This is a genomic window from Bradyrhizobium nitroreducens, from assembly GCF_002776695.1.
Lineage (GTDB): Bacteria > Pseudomonadota > Alphaproteobacteria > Rhizobiales > Xanthobacteraceae > Bradyrhizobium > Bradyrhizobium nitroreducens.
In genome coordinates this window covers 6,854,774-6,870,988 of record NZ_LFJC01000003.1, presented here as the reverse complement: position 1 = coordinate 6,870,988, position 16,215 = coordinate 6,854,774, and the positions used below count along the sequence as shown (strand labels likewise).

General features: G+C 62.4%; 16 protein-coding genes and 1 pseudogene. 8 read left to right on the top strand and 9 right to left on the bottom strand.

Annotated elements, in window-relative coordinates; genetic code table 11:
- Positions 1-64: 64 nt before the first annotated feature.
- From TSA1_RS32685 to TSA1_RS32655, 7 genes are read right to left on the bottom strand one after another with little or no spacing between them, the layout of a single operon-like run.
- Entirely contained in the window at positions 65-754 is a 690-nt protein-coding gene (locus TSA1_RS32685) for a YoaK family protein (protein ID WP_100179915.1), read from the bottom strand.
- A 1-nt stretch (position 755) separates the two neighbouring features.
- A complete protein-coding gene (locus TSA1_RS32680) occupies positions 756-2,171 on the bottom strand; it encodes an alginate export family protein (protein WP_100179914.1) in 1,416 nt (471 codons plus the stop codon).
- A gap of 14 nt (positions 2,172-2,185) precedes the next feature.
- On the bottom strand, positions 2,186-3,118 hold the full coding sequence (locus tag TSA1_RS40150) for a glyoxalase (RefSeq protein ID WP_174719180.1): 933 nt from the start codon (positions 3,116-3,118) through the stop codon (positions 2,186-2,188).
- Entirely contained in the window at positions 3,118-3,582 is a 465-nt protein-coding gene (locus TSA1_RS32670; RefSeq protein WP_100179913.1) for a DoxX family protein, read from the bottom strand. The genes TSA1_RS40150 and TSA1_RS32670 overlap by 1 nt, the downstream gene beginning before the upstream one ends.
- Position 3,583: 1 nt before the next feature.
- A complete protein-coding gene (locus TSA1_RS32665; RefSeq protein ID WP_100179912.1) occupies positions 3,584-5,470 on the bottom strand; it encodes an amidohydrolase in 1,887 nt (628 codons plus the stop codon).
- On the bottom strand, positions 5,467-5,757 hold the full coding sequence (locus TSA1_RS32660; protein WP_100179911.1) for a XapX domain-containing protein: 291 nt from the start codon (positions 5,755-5,757) through the stop codon (positions 5,467-5,469). Before TSA1_RS32660 ends, TSA1_RS32665 begins: the two co-directional genes overlap by 4 nt.
- A gap of 26 nt (positions 5,758-5,783) precedes the next feature.
- The gene (locus TSA1_RS32655) at positions 5,784-6,434 is read right to left on the bottom strand and encodes a hydrolase (protein ID WP_100179910.1); all 651 of its coding nucleotides are present in this window, start codon (positions 6,432-6,434) and stop codon (positions 5,784-5,786) included.
- Between the two features lie 314 nt (positions 6,435-6,748).
- On the opposite strand from TSA1_RS32655, the gene TSA1_RS32650 reads away from it, so the two are divergent.
- The gene (locus tag TSA1_RS32650; RefSeq protein ID WP_100179909.1) at positions 6,749-7,564 is read left to right on the top strand and encodes an alpha/beta fold hydrolase; all 816 of its coding nucleotides are present in this window, start codon (positions 6,749-6,751) and stop codon (positions 7,562-7,564) included.
- A 13-nt stretch (positions 7,565-7,577) separates the two neighbouring features.
- The gene (locus TSA1_RS32645; RefSeq protein WP_100179908.1) at positions 7,578-8,210 is read left to right on the top strand and encodes an isochorismatase family protein; all 633 of its coding nucleotides are present in this window, start codon (positions 7,578-7,580) and stop codon (positions 8,208-8,210) included.
- Positions 8,211-8,228: 18 nt separating this feature from the next.
- Here TSA1_RS32645 and TSA1_RS32640 read toward each other — a convergent pair whose 3' ends face one another.
- On the bottom strand, positions 8,229-9,155 hold the full coding sequence (locus TSA1_RS32640) for a helix-turn-helix domain-containing protein (protein ID WP_100179907.1): 927 nt from the start codon (positions 9,153-9,155) through the stop codon (positions 8,229-8,231).
- A 262-nt stretch (positions 9,156-9,417) separates the two neighbouring features.
- Here TSA1_RS32640 and TSA1_RS32635 point away from each other — a divergent pair, with 262 nt between their 5' ends.
- The gene (locus TSA1_RS32635) at positions 9,418-10,407 is read left to right on the top strand and encodes a LysR family transcriptional regulator (RefSeq protein ID WP_100179906.1); all 990 of its coding nucleotides are present in this window, start codon (positions 9,418-9,420) and stop codon (positions 10,405-10,407) included.
- On the opposite strand, the gene TSA1_RS32630 is transcribed toward TSA1_RS32635, so the two are convergent.
- The gene (locus TSA1_RS32630) at positions 10,341-11,261 is read right to left on the bottom strand and encodes a ring-cleaving dioxygenase (protein ID WP_100179905.1); all 921 of its coding nucleotides are present in this window, start codon (positions 11,259-11,261) and stop codon (positions 10,341-10,343) included. The genes TSA1_RS32635 and TSA1_RS32630 overlap by 67 nt on opposite strands.
- 292 nt (positions 11,262-11,553) lie before the next feature.
- Here TSA1_RS32630 and TSA1_RS32625 point away from each other — a divergent pair, with 292 nt between their 5' ends.
- From TSA1_RS32625 to TSA1_RS40820, 5 genes and pseudogenes are all read left to right on the top strand, one after another.
- Positions 11,554-12,426 (top strand): alpha/beta fold hydrolase, encoded by an 873-nt coding sequence (locus TSA1_RS32625; protein ID WP_100179904.1) that lies wholly within the window; start codon positions 11,554-11,556, stop codon positions 12,424-12,426.
- A gap of 179 nt (positions 12,427-12,605) precedes the next feature.
- A complete protein-coding gene (locus tag TSA1_RS32620) occupies positions 12,606-13,508 on the top strand; it encodes an MBL fold metallo-hydrolase (protein WP_245448460.1) in 903 nt (300 codons plus the stop codon).
- An 80-nt stretch (positions 13,509-13,588) separates the two neighbouring features.
- Positions 13,589-15,208, top strand: a complete 1,620-nt coding sequence (locus tag TSA1_RS32615; RefSeq protein WP_100179902.1) for an MFS transporter — start codon at positions 13,589-13,591, stop codon at positions 15,206-15,208.
- 461 nt (positions 15,209-15,669) lie between these two features.
- The gene (locus TSA1_RS40825) at positions 15,670-15,810 is read left to right on the top strand and encodes a hypothetical protein (RefSeq protein WP_245448459.1); all 141 of its coding nucleotides are present in this window, start codon (positions 15,670-15,672) and stop codon (positions 15,808-15,810) included.
- A gap of 59 nt (positions 15,811-15,869) precedes the next feature.
- Positions 15,870-16,215: pseudogene (locus TSA1_RS40820) on the top strand (hypothetical protein); the annotation flags it as partial.

The window sequence follows — 16,215 nt, the reverse complement described above, 5'->3', positions numbered from 1 at the left end:
CACAAGAATCTCGGTGCCGCTTTGCGTGACCGACCAAGCTTTTCGTCAGCTCCTTCAATCCCGATCACTCACGCCACTTCGGCTCGGTGGCCGCCAGAAACACCGCCGGTAACGCGATCAGCGGAGGCAGGACGAAACACCACGTCCCGAACTTTGCATAGAGACAGGCGCCGGCTGCGCATCCCAATGCGAAGGCAGCCACGCTTGCCGCCATCTTGCCGAGCCGCGGCCGGGCGACGATTTGCACCGACGCTGGCGCGCCGCGAAAAACGTCTGCGACGTCGATCATGATCTGGGTGGTCGTGCCCGTCATCAAGGTGCTGGGAGGTTCGGTGCCCATATGGATGCGGTGCGCGGCGTTCTGGATGGCCATGGCGGCAACCAATATCATGCCGGTGCAGATCGCCTGCCAGCTGTCGCCTTGGACAAATGGCCCGAAGTAGACGGCACACGCGCCGCCTGCCGCCAGAAGTATCATCTTGATGGCCAGCATCGAGCGGAAGATCGGGAGTCCCATTGGCGGGAGATAGAAGCTCAGGATTCTGCTGACAACCACGACGAAGCAGAAGACGGGGAGAGCGAGCAGCTTCGCCAGGCCTCCGGATGTCCCCAACACCATGGCCGCACCGAAGGTAACGAAGTTGCCCGTGACGTGCGCGGTGAACAATCCCTGGAGCGCAAGAAAGCCGGCGGTATCGACCAAGCCGGCATTCAGGCTCATGAGGAGCGGAAGCAGAAGTATATTCCGTTGCATGTCACCAACCGTATTGAAGCTGGACACCGAGATAGTTGCTGGTGTGCCCACCAGCGCGGATGATCGTGTCACCGGCGTCGAAATGCACGGCCTCGATGGCGCCCGTAAGGTGATCGTTGAACGCGTAGTCGACGCGAAGCTGGCCGTAGGCTCCCGTCCAATTGCTGCCCGTCCCGGCGGTGCCCGCTATCGGCACGCTGGGCTGGACGTAGATCGCATCGGCCGTCGTTTCGCGCCACTGCAAGCCGATCGCTCCCATCACCTTCAGCCGGTCCGCGGGACCGATGGTTATAGAGGGTTTGAGGTGAAGGATGTTCGCATATCCCGTATATCCGGCCAGCGTGAAATAATAGCCATTCGGGAACAGCGGATTGAACGTTCCCAGCGTTCCGTCTCCGGAGCGATGGTCGCCCGAAGCAGCGTCGAACTGGAGGCCGATGCGCGGCAGCCAGGGAACACCGGTCAATGTATATCCGATCCGCGTGCCGACGGCCCAGGCACGGATATCCTTCGCTCCCACCTGACCCGCCTGCCCCATGGCTTCGAGGTCCCAGTCGAACTGTTGAGACTTTCCCGCGAATCTCGCATCCAGAACGTGACGGCTTTCGTCGCCCAATGCATCGAGATATCTGGCACTCTTCCGCTCGTACAGCGAGTAGTAGCCCGACAGCTCGTTGTCACCCATGACCTTCCGCTCGACCCGGAGCGTGCTGAAGCGGGAGTTGTCGTTCGAGGTGTCGTCGAAAGGGCGAACGTCGAAATATTGGACGGGGCGGCTGACGAAGCCGATGAACCGCCAGACGCCCGTCTCCCAATCGGCCCAGATCGCATCGAATGATTGTCTGACGTTGGGACCATCCCGCGACGATACGAAGCGCTGCAGGTCGAAGGCGAAGTCCTGTCGTCCGATGCGCGCCTTCAGGGTCCCGCCCGCGAAAATGTTGACGTATTCGAGGAAGGCAAGGCGAAGGTCGGCACGGTCCTGGTCGACAGGGGAGATGTTGAGCTTGTCGAAGGCCCGATCGTCCTCGAGCTGCACGAAGGCGCGCCAGTTCTCGTTGAAGTGAATGTCGGCGTGGACCTGCAAACGCTGTATGAGATAGCTGTCCGAGGACGTGTTGCCGGTGCCGAACGCCGCTGCGCTATTGGTCTCGAAGCGTTCGCGCAGCGTCGCCCCCAGCGAGACGTAGCTTTTCGGATCGGTGGCCCAAAGCGGGATGTACTTGAGCCCGTCAAACGGTTCGGTACGCAACCTCGGATCGGCAAGGACCGACCAGTCCTCTGCCCAGCGGTTCGCCTGGATCGCTGGCCGCTTGGAGACCGCAGCGTCCTCTGCCCGCGCGAACCCGACGCCGGCGCCAAGGGTCGCAAGCGTCAGAACGATCCAGAAGTTGCGCATATCGCCCCGTGCCAGCATCGGCGGACGTCACCTCATTTGGCGTCCGCCCGCGATGCACTCTTCGGGCCAAGGGAGTGGATCTCGGCGACGTACCCGCCGGGGAACATGACGAACGCAGCAGACCGGCTGCTCGACGTGTAGGATTCGACCAACACTGTGGCTCCGGCGTCCTTCGCCTTGCCGAGGGTGGCTGCGAGGTCAGCGACTTCATAACCCGTCGTCTCCCGACCGTAGGGATAGGGCAGATGACCGTCGGTGACCAACACGACCATCTTCCCGAATGGGGACTCGATCCGGATGCGCCGGTAGGTCAAATCGGGTCTTCCGATCTCGACGCCGGGCGCCTTCGCGTCGTCCGAGACGACCTTGCCGCGGGAGAAGGCAAGAAAACTCCGGGTGAAGGCGGCGGCCCGGTCGGGCGAGACGTATACGCGATTCTCCGGAATCCGCTCGAAGGGAGCGTAGTCGGGTTTCGTCGTATGCCAGTAGAGCTGGAGGTTGACGCCGCCGGGCCACTGGACCACGGCATCGCGCCCGATGGGATCCGGGAAGGTGGAGACGATCACGTCAGCCCCCGCAGCGCGGGCCGCCTTGATCGCCTCGTCCATGTCCGCAACCAGATAGCCGTTGCGCTCGGCGCCAAACGGATAGGGGATCGGCGTCTTGAAGCCGAACAGCGAGACGGTGCCGACAGGCGTCTGCAACAGTTGCGACGTGGTGCTGCTCGGCGTGGGCGTTACGGTTGCGACCACCTGCTTGGTGCTCTTGCCGCCAAATGTGGCCAGAAAACTGGACACGAACTTGTCCACGTCCTCAGGCGCGACGTAGACGTGCGTTGTGTCGTATTGCGGGGCAACGGCAACAGCCTGCTCCTTCGACTTCATCGCTTCCCTGGCGACGCCCGGCGAGCTCACCGCGACAGCCGCCGCCAACGCCACGACAGCGAACATCCGTGTTGATTTCATCAGGAAACTCCTTGGACGGATTGAGATCGCGGCGCCCGGTCCGGGTGATGCGAAGTCTCATTGGACAGAATCGATACGATGACAAGCCCCGCAATCAAGCCGAGATGCTCGAAGAAGGCATTCGTGGCCATGAATCTCTCATGGCCGCCCATCGTCCAGAACGCGTTTGCGGTGAGCATCGCGACGAACGTCAGGATGCCGAGCCCGCCGGCCCCCAGCCACACGAAACGATTCACGACGACAAGCAGAGACCCGCCGAGTTCGACCACGATAGCGGCGGTCGCCCACAGCGAGCCCGGATACAGGCCGAAATGTTCCTGCTCGGCCACCGCGCCCGCGAAATCGAGCAGTTTGGCAAAGCCGCCGAGCAGATAGGCCGACACCAGAGCCAGCCTGGCCGCATGCCACAGAAGCGGCCAGCGCAGGATCACGGAGATCCAGTTCGGTGTGGCTGCGGCAGGCATGTCAGACCGCCCAGCAGGCGCATCCCAGCGCGCCCCAGAAGCTTCGGAGGTCGGAGACCGGCAAGCGGCTCGACCAGGCCGTAGCATGGTCGTGTCCATGGACGCCGCAGGAATTGGCGCAACCGCACATCTGCATGGCCTTCATCGCAAGGCTGGTGTCCTTCGTCTTTGCCTTTTCGTCGGCCCAGGCCGCGTACCCGCCGAAGCGGCGGACCGGAGACCAGTCCGGCATGGCGGGCGGAGGTGTGACACTCTCCAGCTTGGCGAAGTCTCCCGCGCTATAAACAATCCTGCCTCCGACCATGGTCAGCAGCGAACTCGTATCGGCGATCTCGGCCTCGCTGCACGAGAAGTAGTCCCGGTCCGGGACGATGAGGTCGGCGAGCTGGCCGACCTGGATCCGCCCCTTGTTACCCTCCTCGTTCGAGAACCATGTCACGTTTTCGGTCCACATCCGCAGCGCCGTCTCGCGATCCAGACAATTGCGCTGGGGCGTGATGCGCAACCCGCCGACGGTCCGGCCGGTGACGAGCCAGGACAGAGAGACCCACGGGTTGTAGGACGCAACGCGGGTCGCGTCCGTACCGGCCGACACCTTGACGCCCTTGTCGATGATCTTCTTGACCGGCGGCGTCGCCTCGGCGGCGCCCGCCCCATAGCGCTCGACGAAGTATTCGCCCTGATAGGCCATCCGGTGCTGCACGGCGATGCCGCCGCCGAGCGCCGCGATACGATCGATCGACTGGTCCGAGATCGTCTCGGCGTGATCGAAGAACCAGTGCAGGCCTTCCAGGGGCATGTCCTGATTGACGCGCTCGAAAACGTCCAGCGCCCGTGAGATCGTCTCGTCGTAGGTGGCATGGAGACGCCAGGGCCATTTGTTCTGAACGAGGACGCGAACGACCTCCTCGAGCTCGCCTTCCATCTCCGCAGGCATGTCCGGACGCGCGACCCGAAAATCCTCGAAGTCGGCCGCCGAGAACACCAGCATCTCGCCGGCACCGTTGTGCCGGAAATAGTCGTCACCCTGCTTGTACTTCGAGGTTTTCGTCCAGTTCAGGAAGTCCTCCTTCTCGCCCTTGGGCTTCTGGGTGAAAAGGTTGTAGGCGAGCCGTATCGTCAGGAGGCCTTCGTCGCTCAGCTTCTGGATGACGGCGTAGTCGTCGGGATAGTTCTGGAATCCTCCGCCGGCGTCGATCGCACCGGTGACGCCGAGCCGGTTCAATTCGCGCATGAAATGACGCGTCGAACTGACCTGATAATCGAACGGAAGTTTCGGGCCCTTGGCGAGAGTCGCGTAGAGGATGTTGGCGTTGGGCTTGGCCAGCAGCAAACCCGTCGGATTGCCCTTGGTATCGCGCATGATCTCGCCGCCCGGCGGTTCTGGCGTGTCCTTAGCATAACCGACGGCCCGCAGCGCCGCGCCGTTGAGGATGGCCCGATCGTAGAGATGCAGCAGGAAGACCGGCGTGTCGGGCGCGACGGCGTTGAGCTCGTCGATCGTCGGAAGCCGCTTCTCCGCGAATTGGTGTTCGGTGAATCCGCCGACCACTCTGACCCACTGCGGCGGTGGCGTGACGGCGACCTGCCGCTTCAGCATGTCCATCGCAGTGGCGAGCGAGCGTACCCCGTCCCAGCGCAGCTCCATGTTGAAGTTCAGACCGCCGCGGATGATGTGAAGGTGGTTGTCGATCAGGCCCGGCAACACGCGCCGTCCCCTGAGATCGACGATCTTCGTGGACGGCCCCGCCAGCTTCATCACGTCCTGATCGTGCCCGACCGCGACGAAGCGGCCATCGGCGATCGCGACCGCCGAAGCCGTCGGGTTCGAGCGATCGAGCGTCGTGAACAGACCACGATGCAGGATGATATCGGGTGCGGAGCTCATGAATGTTTCTCCAGGCCGTCCACCGAGGCGGCACTTTTCGATTGGTCGTTTCGGCGTCCAGGCAGCATGCCGAACATGTGCGGAGCGCACTTGGCCTGCTGCCACGCCGACGCCAGCCCGTGCCCGGAAAGCAACTGTCGGGCTACGGGAACGATCTGCTCACCGGCGAGGATGCCAAGAAGCCCGACCAGCGCCACCAACGGAGGCGCCGGCGAGCGCACGTTCAGCAGGCTGTAGATGACGCCGACCAAAAGGCCGGCGCCAAGGGACAACAGATAGATTTTCATCACGGTGATCCGCGATTGGAGGAGTTTCAGCCGGCTTTCGCGCCTCCTTCGGACGCATGTTCGCCGAGCGCCCATTTCGAGAAGCGGATCTGGATCCCGTAGGGCGAATGCGCGCGCTGGATGTCCATCATTCCCTCATATGTCTCGCTGCGCGCCCAGTCCTGCTGAAGCTCGTAAGCGTATTGCGACGAGGTGATGGGAACCGCCCCTGCCTGGATGGCGCGCTCCATCGCGCGGTTGTGGGCTTCGAGCGAGAGGTCGCCGCAAGCATCGGCGGCAATGTAGATCTCGTAACCCTCCTTGAGCATGTCCAGGGTCGGAAAGATCACGCAGGCCTCGGTCCAGAGACCGGCTAGCACGAATTTCTTGCGACCGGTGGCAGCCACCGCCTTTCGGAAGTTCGCGTCGAGCCAGGAATTCATCGACGTGCGGTCGATGATGTCGTGCTCCGGAAACAGCGAGGTGACTTCCGGCATGAAGGGGCCGGAGAAGGAATCCCGCGCCACCGTGGTCAGCACGGTCGGAATCTTGAAGAGCTTCGCGGCCTTTGCCAGGATCTGGACGTTGTTAACCGTGACCAGGCGGTCATGCGATTGAACGCCCTGGAACATGGCCGGCTGATAGTCGATCAGTGCGATCGCGCTGTTGTCGGGGGTGAGCATATCGAGTTTCGACATCGAGAAGTTCTCCTTGCGATCGGCATGAGCGATCGAGCGAAAGGGGATGGATGGGCGGCTGTATCGTGGCCCCTGAACGCCGGCCAACGCTTGGACGATTTCGTCGCGGCTTGGATTTCGGCGCGATGATCATTTAGGTGCGGCGAATTGCCGAGCGCATGTCCGCAGCGCCGGTCGGAGATCGCCAGCTTGTCCAAACGACGCGCAGATCGTGCAAGCCAATCCGCACACCATCCGCGACCTTGCGCGCAGGAGGGCCGAACGCTCGAGCAGAATGTCGTTCGCCCTTCATCTTTTCGTCACAGGAGCGAACAATGGCCTTGCTTGAACTGCGGGACGGCACCGAGCTTTATTACAAGGACTGGGGAAGCGGAAAGCCGATCCTGTTCAGCCACGGCTGGCCGCTCAGCGCGGACATGTGGGACGCGCAGATGCTTTTCTTCGCCGAGCGCGGCTACCGAGCCGTGGCGTTCGACCGCAGGGGCTTCGGCCGGTCGAGCCAGCCCTGGACAGGCTATGACTACGACACCTTCGCCGACGACATCGCTGACATCGTCAATCATCTCGACCTGAAGGATGTGACGCTGGTCGGATTCTCCATGGGCGGCGGAGACATCGCGCGCTACGTGGCGCGGCATGGCACGTCGCGGGTCGCCAAATTCGTCCTGCTCAGCGCCGTGACGCCTCTCTTCGTCAAGACCTCGGACCATGACGGCGTCGACAAGTCGGTGTTTGACGGCATCAAGGCCGGCCTGATCAAGGACCGCGCGCAGTTCCTCGACGACTTCAGCCCGCTCTTCTACGGTACGAACCACGGCATGAAGGTGTCGCAAGGCGTATTCAAGCAGACCCTCCAGATCGCGCTTCAGGCGTCGATCAAGGCGACCATCGATTGTGTGACCGCATTCTCAGAAACCGACTTCCGGCCCGACATGGCCAAGATCGGCGTGCCCACCCTGGTGATCCACGGCGAGGACGATCAGGTCGTGCCGCTCCCCTACACGGGCAAGCTGGCCGCCGAGATGATCAAGGGCGCCAAGTTGAGGACCTATCCGGGCGCTCCGCACGCGACGGCGACGACGCATGCCGACCAGGTCAATGCAGACCTCCTTGCATTCCTGAAGGCCTAGCCGGAGAAAGTCGATGACCCAGGATCCTCTTCATCTGCTCGAGCCCAGGGACTGTGCCCTGCTTTTGATCGACCAACAGGCCGGTCTGGCTTTCGGAGTGGGTTCGATCGATCGGCAGGTTCTCGTGAACAACGTGGTCGCGCTCGTGAAGACCGCGACGGTGTTCGACCTGCCTGTCGTCGCCTCCACCTCGGCGACGAAAGTGTACAGCGGGCCCCTGATGCCGGCGGTTAAATCGGCGCTTCCAGGCGTCGAGCCGATCGACCGACGCAGCATGAACGTGTGGGAGGACGACAAGGCTCGCGAGGCCATCCTCGCCACCGGTCGAAGCCGCCTGATCGTTTCGGGCCTGCTGACCGAGGCCTGCGTGACGTTCGCGGTGCTTTCGGCCCTATCAGCCGGTCTGGAAGTCTACGTCGTCGGCGACGCCTGCGGAGGATTGACGACCGCAAGCCACGACCTGGCTCTCGGCCGGATGCAGGCCGCCGGCGCGCGCCTCACGTCCTGGATCCAGGTTCTGCTGGAGATGCAGCGCGATTGGACGAGGCATGAAACCTACGATGGCGCACGCGCCATCGTCGAATCCCATGCCGGGGGATACGGGATCGGCCTGGCTTATGCCCGCGACATGATCCGCCCCGGTTGAGACAACGCCGAGCTCGCATCAGCCCTCGGAGCGGGCCCTTCGCCAGGCTCCGGGGCTGGCCCCCACATTGCGGGAAAACACCCTGGTGAAGTAGCTCTGGTCGCCAAAGCCGCAAATAAGCGCAATGTCGGCCAGCGGAAGCTTCGTGCTCAACATCAGGCGCTTCGCCTCATCGATGCGAAGCTGGGACAGGAATTCGTGCGGGGCAACGCCCGTGCTGCGTCGGAACGATCTCGCAAAATGGCTTGGCGTCAACTTGCATTCCGCGGCGACGTCGGCAATCGTCAAATTGCTGGCGAGACGCGCTCGCATGATTTCCTTCGCGCGACGCTCCTGCCAGGGAGCAAGGCCTCCACCCGCAGCTTTTTCCTGTGGGCGCATTCCGCCGTAGGTCTGGGCGAAATGAGCCAGGACACTCAACCCGATCTGATCGACGAAGAGCTGATTGCTCGTCGGATCCTGCTCCACTGCGCTGAGCAGAACGCTGGACAGGGTCGAGAGGAAGGGATCACGCTGATCCCTGCTCCACTTGAGCGTCGAGATCGGCTTGGCTCCGTGCTCTCGGGCGAACTCGTCGAGGGCCGTCTGTGGCACGTAGTACTGGACGGCATCGAACGGGCCCTTGAACTCACATTGGGGATTGTCCATCAGGTTGATAACGCTGACGCTCCCCGCACCGAAAGCTCCCGAATACCTCGGTCGTCCCGCGAGCCAGCAGGAATGCCGTTCGAGGTCGCCCAGCTGGTGCAGGATGCTGTAGGCCGGCTCGGAAGGAATCGGCGCGGTCCGCTCCCGAATGAATTGGGAGCAGGTCAGCCGGGTCATCGCCAGGGCCAATCGCCCTTCGCGCTTGACGCTCAGCAGGCAGTCACCCTCCATTCCCAGGTGCTGGCTGAGGCGACGCCCATAGAAGCCGGCCGCCGTGCTATCGGACTCTTCCATCATCGGAGGTGTTCAAAGCTATCCATCGTCGGATATGCGGCCATCGTGAGTCCGAAGGACCACGTGCGGATCACATCCACCGCATCGATTTTCCTCATAGAGCGATAGTCGTCCTCGTTCAAGTCACTGATCCGCCAGCAAGGCTGCCAACCGGAAAACCGATTGCAGAAGGAAACGATGACCCAGAATAGGTGACATTTGGCGGACTTGATAATCCGTCCTAATTCCACTTTATCTGTGAAACAATTTCAAAAATGGATACGCGATGGATAATCGCATCGGCGAAATGCAGGTCTTCCTCCGTGTGGTCGAAGCCAAGAGCTATTCCGAGGCGGCGCGTCGACTGTTGATGACGCCGTCCACCGTCAGCAAGCTCATCGGAAGGATCGAGGCACGGCTTGGCGTCAGACTGTTCGAGCGTTCGACGCGGCGGCTGTCGCTGACATCCGAGGGACGGATGTACCACGACAAGAGTGTCGCGCTGCTGGCCGAGCTCGATGGCATCGAACGCGGAATCTCTCGGGGGGCAGCCGCCGCGGGCGGAACGATTCGGGTCAACACTACGGTTTCCTTCGGCATTCTCGGCCTTGAGCCGCTGCTCCCCGCCTTCTGGCAAGCTCACCCCGAGATCGTGGTCGACATCTCGCTCTCCGACGAAATCGTCGACATGTACCTCGACCGGACCGATGTCGCCTTCCGCGTCGGTCCCTTGCAGGCCTCCGCAATGGTCGCCCGGCGCATTGGGGTCGTCAAACGAAGGATCGTCGCATCTCCAGACTACATAAATCGCCTGGGAAAGCCGAAGAAGGTTCAGGACCTTTCACGTCACAATTGCTTAGGATTCAATTTCCGACGCTCTGCCCCGGTCTGGCCTCTGAAGGAGAGCGGGCGAATTGTCGACCGCGCAATCAGCGGCTCGCTGCTCGCAAACAACGCTCAAAGCCTGCGGCGAATGGCAATCGCGGGCATCGGCCTTGCAAGGCTCGCCGATTATCACGTTCGCGACGACATATCGGCTGGCCACCTGGTTGAAGTGCTCGAGGGCACGGCAGGCGACGAAGAGCAAATACACGCGCTTTATCACGGCGGACCGCGGCTGCCCTTTCGCGTGAGAGCATTCCTTGACTTCATGTGCCCGCGACTGACCGATTTCATGGAAGGTCGAGCTCGCAACGGTCGACAGGCAGTTCAAGCGAGCGGAGGCAGGATCGCCGCCAATTCGGCGCGACGCTCTTCGAGAAAAGACGGCAGCTGAAGTTGCTGGCCCAACCTTTCCGGCGCCTCGTCAACCGCGAACCCCGGGCCGTCAGTCGCAATCTCGAAAAGCACGCCGCAAGGCGCGCGAAAGCCGACTGCGTTCAAGTAGGTTCGCTCGATGGGATCGCTCACCACGATGCCGTACACCGACCGGAGTTTCTCGACCATCTCCGATCGATGATCGAGATTGCTCGCGCGGAAGGCGACGTGCCGGATGGTGCCGCCGCCGAGGCGCCCACGCGATGACTTTCCGATCATGCGCAAGGTGATCGTCCCGCCCGGGCCGTCATGAGCCACGAAGCGCATGGCACCATTTCTCTGGGAGACCAACTGGAAATCGAAAACCTTCTGAAGGATGTCGATGGTCTCATCCTCCTCGCGGACGTTCAGCGTGACGCCATGAAGGCCGCGCAGCGCGAGATCAGCCTTGTTTGGGTCCGCCTGCCCCGATCGTCCCTCCCATGTCTCGATCAGCGAGAGGGCCGTACCATCGGGATCCGAGAAACAGAGCGTCCGCTCGCCGAAGGGCGACACCTCCGATCGATAGGTCACGCCCGCAGAAGCGAGCCGATCCGCCCACCAGTCGAGTGAATCCCCTGCGACGCGGAAGGCGGTCTGCACCACCTCGCCGGCGCCGGTCAGCCCCGGCGTCACGCAATTCCAGGCCAGCGTACTCATTACGGTGCCCGGATTGCCGACGTCGTCGCCGTAGTACACGTGGTAACTGCCGGGGTCGTCATAGCAGACGGTCTTCTTGACCCGCTTGAGCCGCAGCACACCCGCGTAGAAGTCGGCGGCGCGCCGTACGTCGCCGATGATCGCTGTGACGTGATGAAGTCCCCGTGCGTTCACGCAATTGCTGCCTAATCCTCGGTCCCGAGGCCGTCCGTTCGGAGCACCATCTCCGCGCGCGGGTCCTCGTTCTCCCTCCGGTTGCTACTCGTTTCGAACAGACAATCCCGAACATCGCCGCGCGTCTTGGACTTTCTCCCGATCCTGGAACCGCCGCCAGGGTAAAATACGGCACCTGACCGGGCGTTCCCGCAGCTGCAGCGATGCAATCGTGCAAAACGCCGTGAAAACCTGCAATCAGTTACCTCCGACTTGACGAAGGATCGCGCCCGAAAACCCTCGCACCCCGGGCATGAGATCGGTGACCGCCATTCGTCGAGCAACTTGCCGGGCAAACGGCATCCGCCAGTTCTATCTGGAGGCCGGGGCCGGCCCCCCGGTCGCGCTGCTGCACGGCTTCCCGGAGACCAGCTTCGCCTGGCGTTTCCAGATACCGGCGCTTGCCGCCCACTACCGGGTGATCGCGCCGGACCTGCGCGGATACGGCGAGACCGACAAGCCGCCGAACGGCTACGACAAGAGGACGATGGCCAACGACATCGTCGAGCTCTTGAAGACACTCGGCATAAGGCGCGTGGCACTGATCGGACACGATCGCGGCGCGCGGGTCGCGACCCGCCTGGTCAAGGACCACCCGGATCTGGTCGATCGCCTCGTCGTCATGGATAACGTTCCAACCCGCATCGTGGCGCGCGAGATGAACGCGAAAGTCGCCCGCGAATACTGGTTCTTCATGTTCCACCAAATCCCCGATCTGCCCGAGGCATTGATCGCGGGACGCGAGGACATCTGGCTTCGTCACTTCTTCTCCGACTGGTGCCACGACCCGAAGACGATCTCCGGCGAGGCGTTCGAGACCTATGTGAAGTCCTACAGCGCGCCTGGCGCCGTACGGGGCGCGATGTCCGACTATCGCGCCGGCGCAGAAGACATCGCGCAGGATCTCGAGGACGCCGAGCAGAAGATCCGGTGCCCCGTGCTTTCCCTTTGGGGTGAAGACTTCGGCGCCGTCGGCGGCCTCTTCAACATGAAAGCGGTCTGGAGCGAGATGGCCGAAAACCTCTCGGTCGCCCCGATCGAACGTTGCGGCCATCTTCCGCAGGAAGAACAGCCGGAACGGGTCAACAAGCTTCTTCTCGATTTTCTGAAGGGCTGGAAGGGGTGAGATCGTCAATTGCGCCATGTCACGCGGTCGACTGAACCGAAGCACCTGGAGATGAGGAGACTAGGATGAAGCCGATCCGTATCGTAGCGATATTGACGTTCGTATCCTCACTATCTCATGGCCAGGTGCATGCCGGCGCTCCGCAGGTCCGCAACCAGGCGCCGGGCTTCTACCGCATCATGCTCGGCCGCGTCGAGATAACGGCCTTGCTCGACGGGACCCACCCCTTTCCCGTCCACGACGTGATGACGAGGAACGAGACGATGCCGGGCGGAGACCGGAAAGCCGTGAAGCTCGCGGAAAGCCATCCCGGTAGAGCGGATGCCGTGCTCGCCGCCTCCGATCTCGCGGCCCCGGTGGAAGGCTCGATCAATGCCTTCTTGGTCAACACGGGAGACAGGCTCATTCTGATCGACAGCGGCGCAGGCAGCCTCTATGGCGCATGTTGCGGGCACCTCCTCGAAAATCTGCGTGCGTCCGGATACAGACCGGAGCAGATCGACGAGATCTATCTCACGCACTTGCATGCCGATCACGTCGGCGGCATCGCTCCGGAAGGAAAGCCAGCGTTCGCCAATGCGACCATAAGGGTCAACCAGAAGGACCTCGACTACTGGCTCGACGCCAAGAACGAGAATGAAGCTCCCAAATTCCTCAAGCCGATGTTCGAGGGCGATCGCGCCTCGTTGAAGCCCTACAGGGAATCCGGCCAGCTGAAGCCCTTCTCAGAAGGCCAGGAGCTCTCGCCGGGGATCCGCGCAATTCCTACTCCCGGGCACACCCCAGGCCACACGTCATACGAGGTCTCGAGCGAAGGGCAAACATTGCTTGTCTGGGGCGATCTCGTCCATGTTGCGCCGATCCAGTTTCCCGATCCCGCCGTGACCGTGACTTACGACAGCAATCCGCTGTCGGCGGAACTGGAACGCACGGCAGCCTTCGCTCGGGCCGCGCGGACGTCGACGTGGATCGCGGCGGCTCACATCGCCTTTCCTGGAATCGGACATATCCGCTCGGTCGATGGCCGGTTCGAGTGGCTGCCGGCGAACTACACCACCGTGTTGAAACCGACGAATGACTGACGCAACGCTCGAAGTTCGAGCATTTTGATCCGGCGTTGCCGGCCTATGGGCGGGCAGAGTTCGATCGATTGAGTGAACCGATGCCCCTATCCGACGAAAAGCCCGATCCATCGCCCACAATGCCCAACGCTTCTCCATGGATCGCATTTCGGCACACCACGTTCACGGTTGTGTGGATCGCGACCGTCGTCGCCAACGTCGGCACGTGGATGTACAACGCAGCGTCAGGATGGCTGATGACCAGCCTCGATGCCAATCCCCTCACCGTCTCCCTGGTTCAGGTCGCGAGCAGCCTTCCGATGTTCCTGTTCGCGCTGCCGGCCGGCGCGCTGGCGGATACCGTCGACAAACGCCGTTTTCTGATTGGTTGTGAAATCGTCCTTACCATCATCGCGGCAGCAAGCGCAGTGCTCGTCGGGCTCAACCTCGTTACTCCGTCCATCCTTCTACTGTTCACGTTTCTCCTCGGCGCCGGCGCTGCCTTCACCGCGCCCGCATGGCAGTCGGTTGTCCCGCAGCTTGTGCCGAGGCAGGACCTGACCGCGGCCGTGGCCGGCAACGGCGTAGGCGTCAACATCAGCAGAGCCATCGGGCCGGCGCTGGGTGGCGCCGTCATCGGCGGGTTCGGCATCGCGGCACCCTTCTGGATCAATGCGCTGAGCAATTTCGCCGTGATCGGAGCGCTCCTGTGGTGGCGCCCGGCGTCCTCGCAAGGCAGCGCGCTGCCACCGGAACGTCTCGCTGGCGCCATGGTGATCGGCTTCCGCCATGCGCGCTTCAATCCGAAGCTTCGTGCGACACTCGTCCGAGCGGCGGCGTTCTTCTTCTTCGCGAGCGCCTATTGGGCACTGCTCCCGCTCGTCGCCCGCAATCAGATCGCGGGCGGTCCAGCACTCTACGGCATCTTGCTCGGAGCGATCGGCGTGGGTGCCGTCGTCGGTGCGTTCATACTGCCCTGGATGAAGACGACCTTCGGGCCCGACGGGCTCGTTGCGGCCGGCACCGCCGGCACGGCGCTTAGTCTGATCCTCCTGGGCATCGCGCGTTACCCGGAGATCGGACTCGCAGCGTGCCTGATCGCGGGTATCTCGTGGATCGGCGTCCTCGCGACGGTCAATGTCTCAGTTCAGGTCTCACTGCCGGACTGGGTGCGCGGCCGGGGGTTGGCGATTTTCGTCACCGTGTTCTTCGGCGCGATGACCGCCGGCAGCGCGCTCTGGGGTCAAATTGCCTCTGGACTCGGCTTACCTGCGGCACACTTCCTCGCCGCTGCGGGCGCCCTCGCAGGAATCGCGTTGACCTGGCGTTGGAAGCTTCAAACCGGTGCAGGCATCGACCTTGCGCCCTCGATGCATTGGCCCTCACCTGTCCTGGCAATCGACGCAGACGCTGACCGCGGGCCCGTCCTGATTACGGTCGAATACCGCCTCTCCCCGGAGCGCCGCGAAGCCTTCCTCGTCTCCATCAGAGACTTGGAACAACAGCGAAGGCGTGATGGCGCATATTCTTGGGATGTCTTCGAAGACGCCGCCGAGAGCGGACGCTTTCTGGAGACATTCATGGTCGCGTCTTGGCTCGAGCACCTGCGGCAACACCAGCGCGTGACCAACACCGACAGATCTGTTCAGGACCTCATCCGCGAGTTCAGCGCCGCGGCCGAGACCAGGGTAACCCACTTCATCGCCGCCAAGTTTCGGTAAACCGGCCTTGGCACGCACAGCAAACAGTCATTGCCGTAGATGCTGATATGCCGACGTTGGGGCGCTACCATCTAGCGTGAGAAATCGTATAAAACCGTGGTTTGGAGCACAGATCATAGCCTTGGTAGCGGGATCGAATCGGACTGCCCACATCAGCGTTCTTCACCCTTACACCGAATAACGGCCTCCTCCCCACAGGCGAGACGCCTCGGACCGGCTGTTCAGATTTGCCGTCAGTAGATTTTTCTTGATCTCTCGGTGCACACTCTCAAGGGGATGAAGCGTGGCGACTTACACTCAATTGGCATCTGGAAACTGGCGCGTCCAAGTCCGCCGCAAGACCCGTTATGTGGCCGAGACGTTCCGAAGACGCAAGGACGGAGAAGAATGGGCGCTCGAGATGGAGCGCAATCGACCGCAACGGATCGTCCAAGCCACGCGTGGTCCGGAACGTTCGCACATTGGGCGACCTGATCGACCTGCACGACGAAGACATGCGCGAAGTTGGAAAGCCCCCTCGCCGATCAAAAGCTGCCGTGATGGCGTCGCTCAAGACTGAGCTAGGCAGTGTGAAGCTGCCGCTCTCAATCGAGAGCGGCTAATCGAGTTCGGAAGAAAGCGTGCCAAGCAGGGTGCTGGCCCCGCGACATCGGCGATCGATTTGTCCTTCATCCGCACGATCATAACGCATGCCGCCGCTGTGCATGGCATCGAGGTTTCGGCCGAGGAAGCCCGCCTCGCACGCGTCGCGTTAGGTCACCTCAATTTGGTTGGAAAGAGCAAAGAGCGTGACCGACGGCCCACGCAGGACGAGCTCGACGAGCTGATCGAATACTTTGAGACGAACCGTCGGCAATTCATACCGATGGGTCGGATCGTCAGATATGCCGTGGCGACGACTTTGCGCCAGCTACCGGCACAAACGTCATTCTGGACTCGATCACGCTGCCGCTTCGACTCGCCCCTTCGCCTTGGTGGCCTTCATGTCCTTTGCAGGCGGCATACCA

Excerpts from the sequence above, each read along its gene's own strand:
- TSA1_RS32685 (WP_100179915.1), bottom strand. The coding sequence starts at position 754 with ATGCAACGGAATATACTTCTGCTTCCGCTCCTCATGAGCCTGAATGCC.
- TSA1_RS32680 (WP_100179914.1), bottom strand. The coding sequence starts at position 2,171 with ATGCTGGCACGGGGCGATATGCGCAACTTCTGGATCGTTCTGACGCTT.
- TSA1_RS40150 (WP_174719180.1), bottom strand. The coding sequence starts at position 3,118 with ATGAAATCAACACGGATGTTCGCTGTCGTGGCGTTGGCGGCGGCTGTC.
- TSA1_RS32670 (WP_100179913.1), bottom strand. The coding sequence starts at position 3,582 with ATGCCTGCCGCAGCCACACCGAACTGGATCTCCGTGATCCTGCGCTGG.
- TSA1_RS32665 (WP_100179912.1), bottom strand. The coding sequence starts at position 5,470 with ATGAGCTCCGCACCCGATATCATCCTGCATCGTGGTCTGTTCACGACG.
- TSA1_RS32660 (WP_100179911.1), bottom strand. The coding sequence starts at position 5,757 with ATGAAAATCTATCTGTTGTCCCTTGGCGCCGGCCTTTTGGTCGGCGTC.
- TSA1_RS32655 (WP_100179910.1), bottom strand. The coding sequence starts at position 6,434 with ATGTCGAAACTCGATATGCTCACCCCCGACAACAGCGCGATCGCACTG.
- TSA1_RS32650 (WP_100179909.1), top strand. The coding sequence starts at position 6,749 with ATGGCCTTGCTTGAACTGCGGGACGGCACCGAGCTTTATTACAAGGAC.
- TSA1_RS32645 (WP_100179908.1), top strand. The coding sequence starts at position 7,578 with ATGACCCAGGATCCTCTTCATCTGCTCGAGCCCAGGGACTGTGCCCTG.
- TSA1_RS32640 (WP_100179907.1), bottom strand. The coding sequence starts at position 9,155 with ATGATGGAAGAGTCCGATAGCACGGCGGCCGGCTTCTATGGGCGTCGC.
- TSA1_RS32635 (WP_100179906.1), top strand. The coding sequence starts at position 9,418 with ATGGATAATCGCATCGGCGAAATGCAGGTCTTCCTCCGTGTGGTCGAA.
- TSA1_RS32625 (WP_100179904.1), top strand. The coding sequence starts at position 11,554 with ATGAGATCGGTGACCGCCATTCGTCGAGCAACTTGCCGGGCAAACGGC.
- TSA1_RS32620 (WP_245448460.1), top strand. The coding sequence starts at position 12,606 with ATGCTCGGCCGCGTCGAGATAACGGCCTTGCTCGACGGGACCCACCCC.
- TSA1_RS32615 (WP_100179902.1), top strand. The coding sequence starts at position 13,589 with ATGCCCCTATCCGACGAAAAGCCCGATCCATCGCCCACAATGCCCAAC.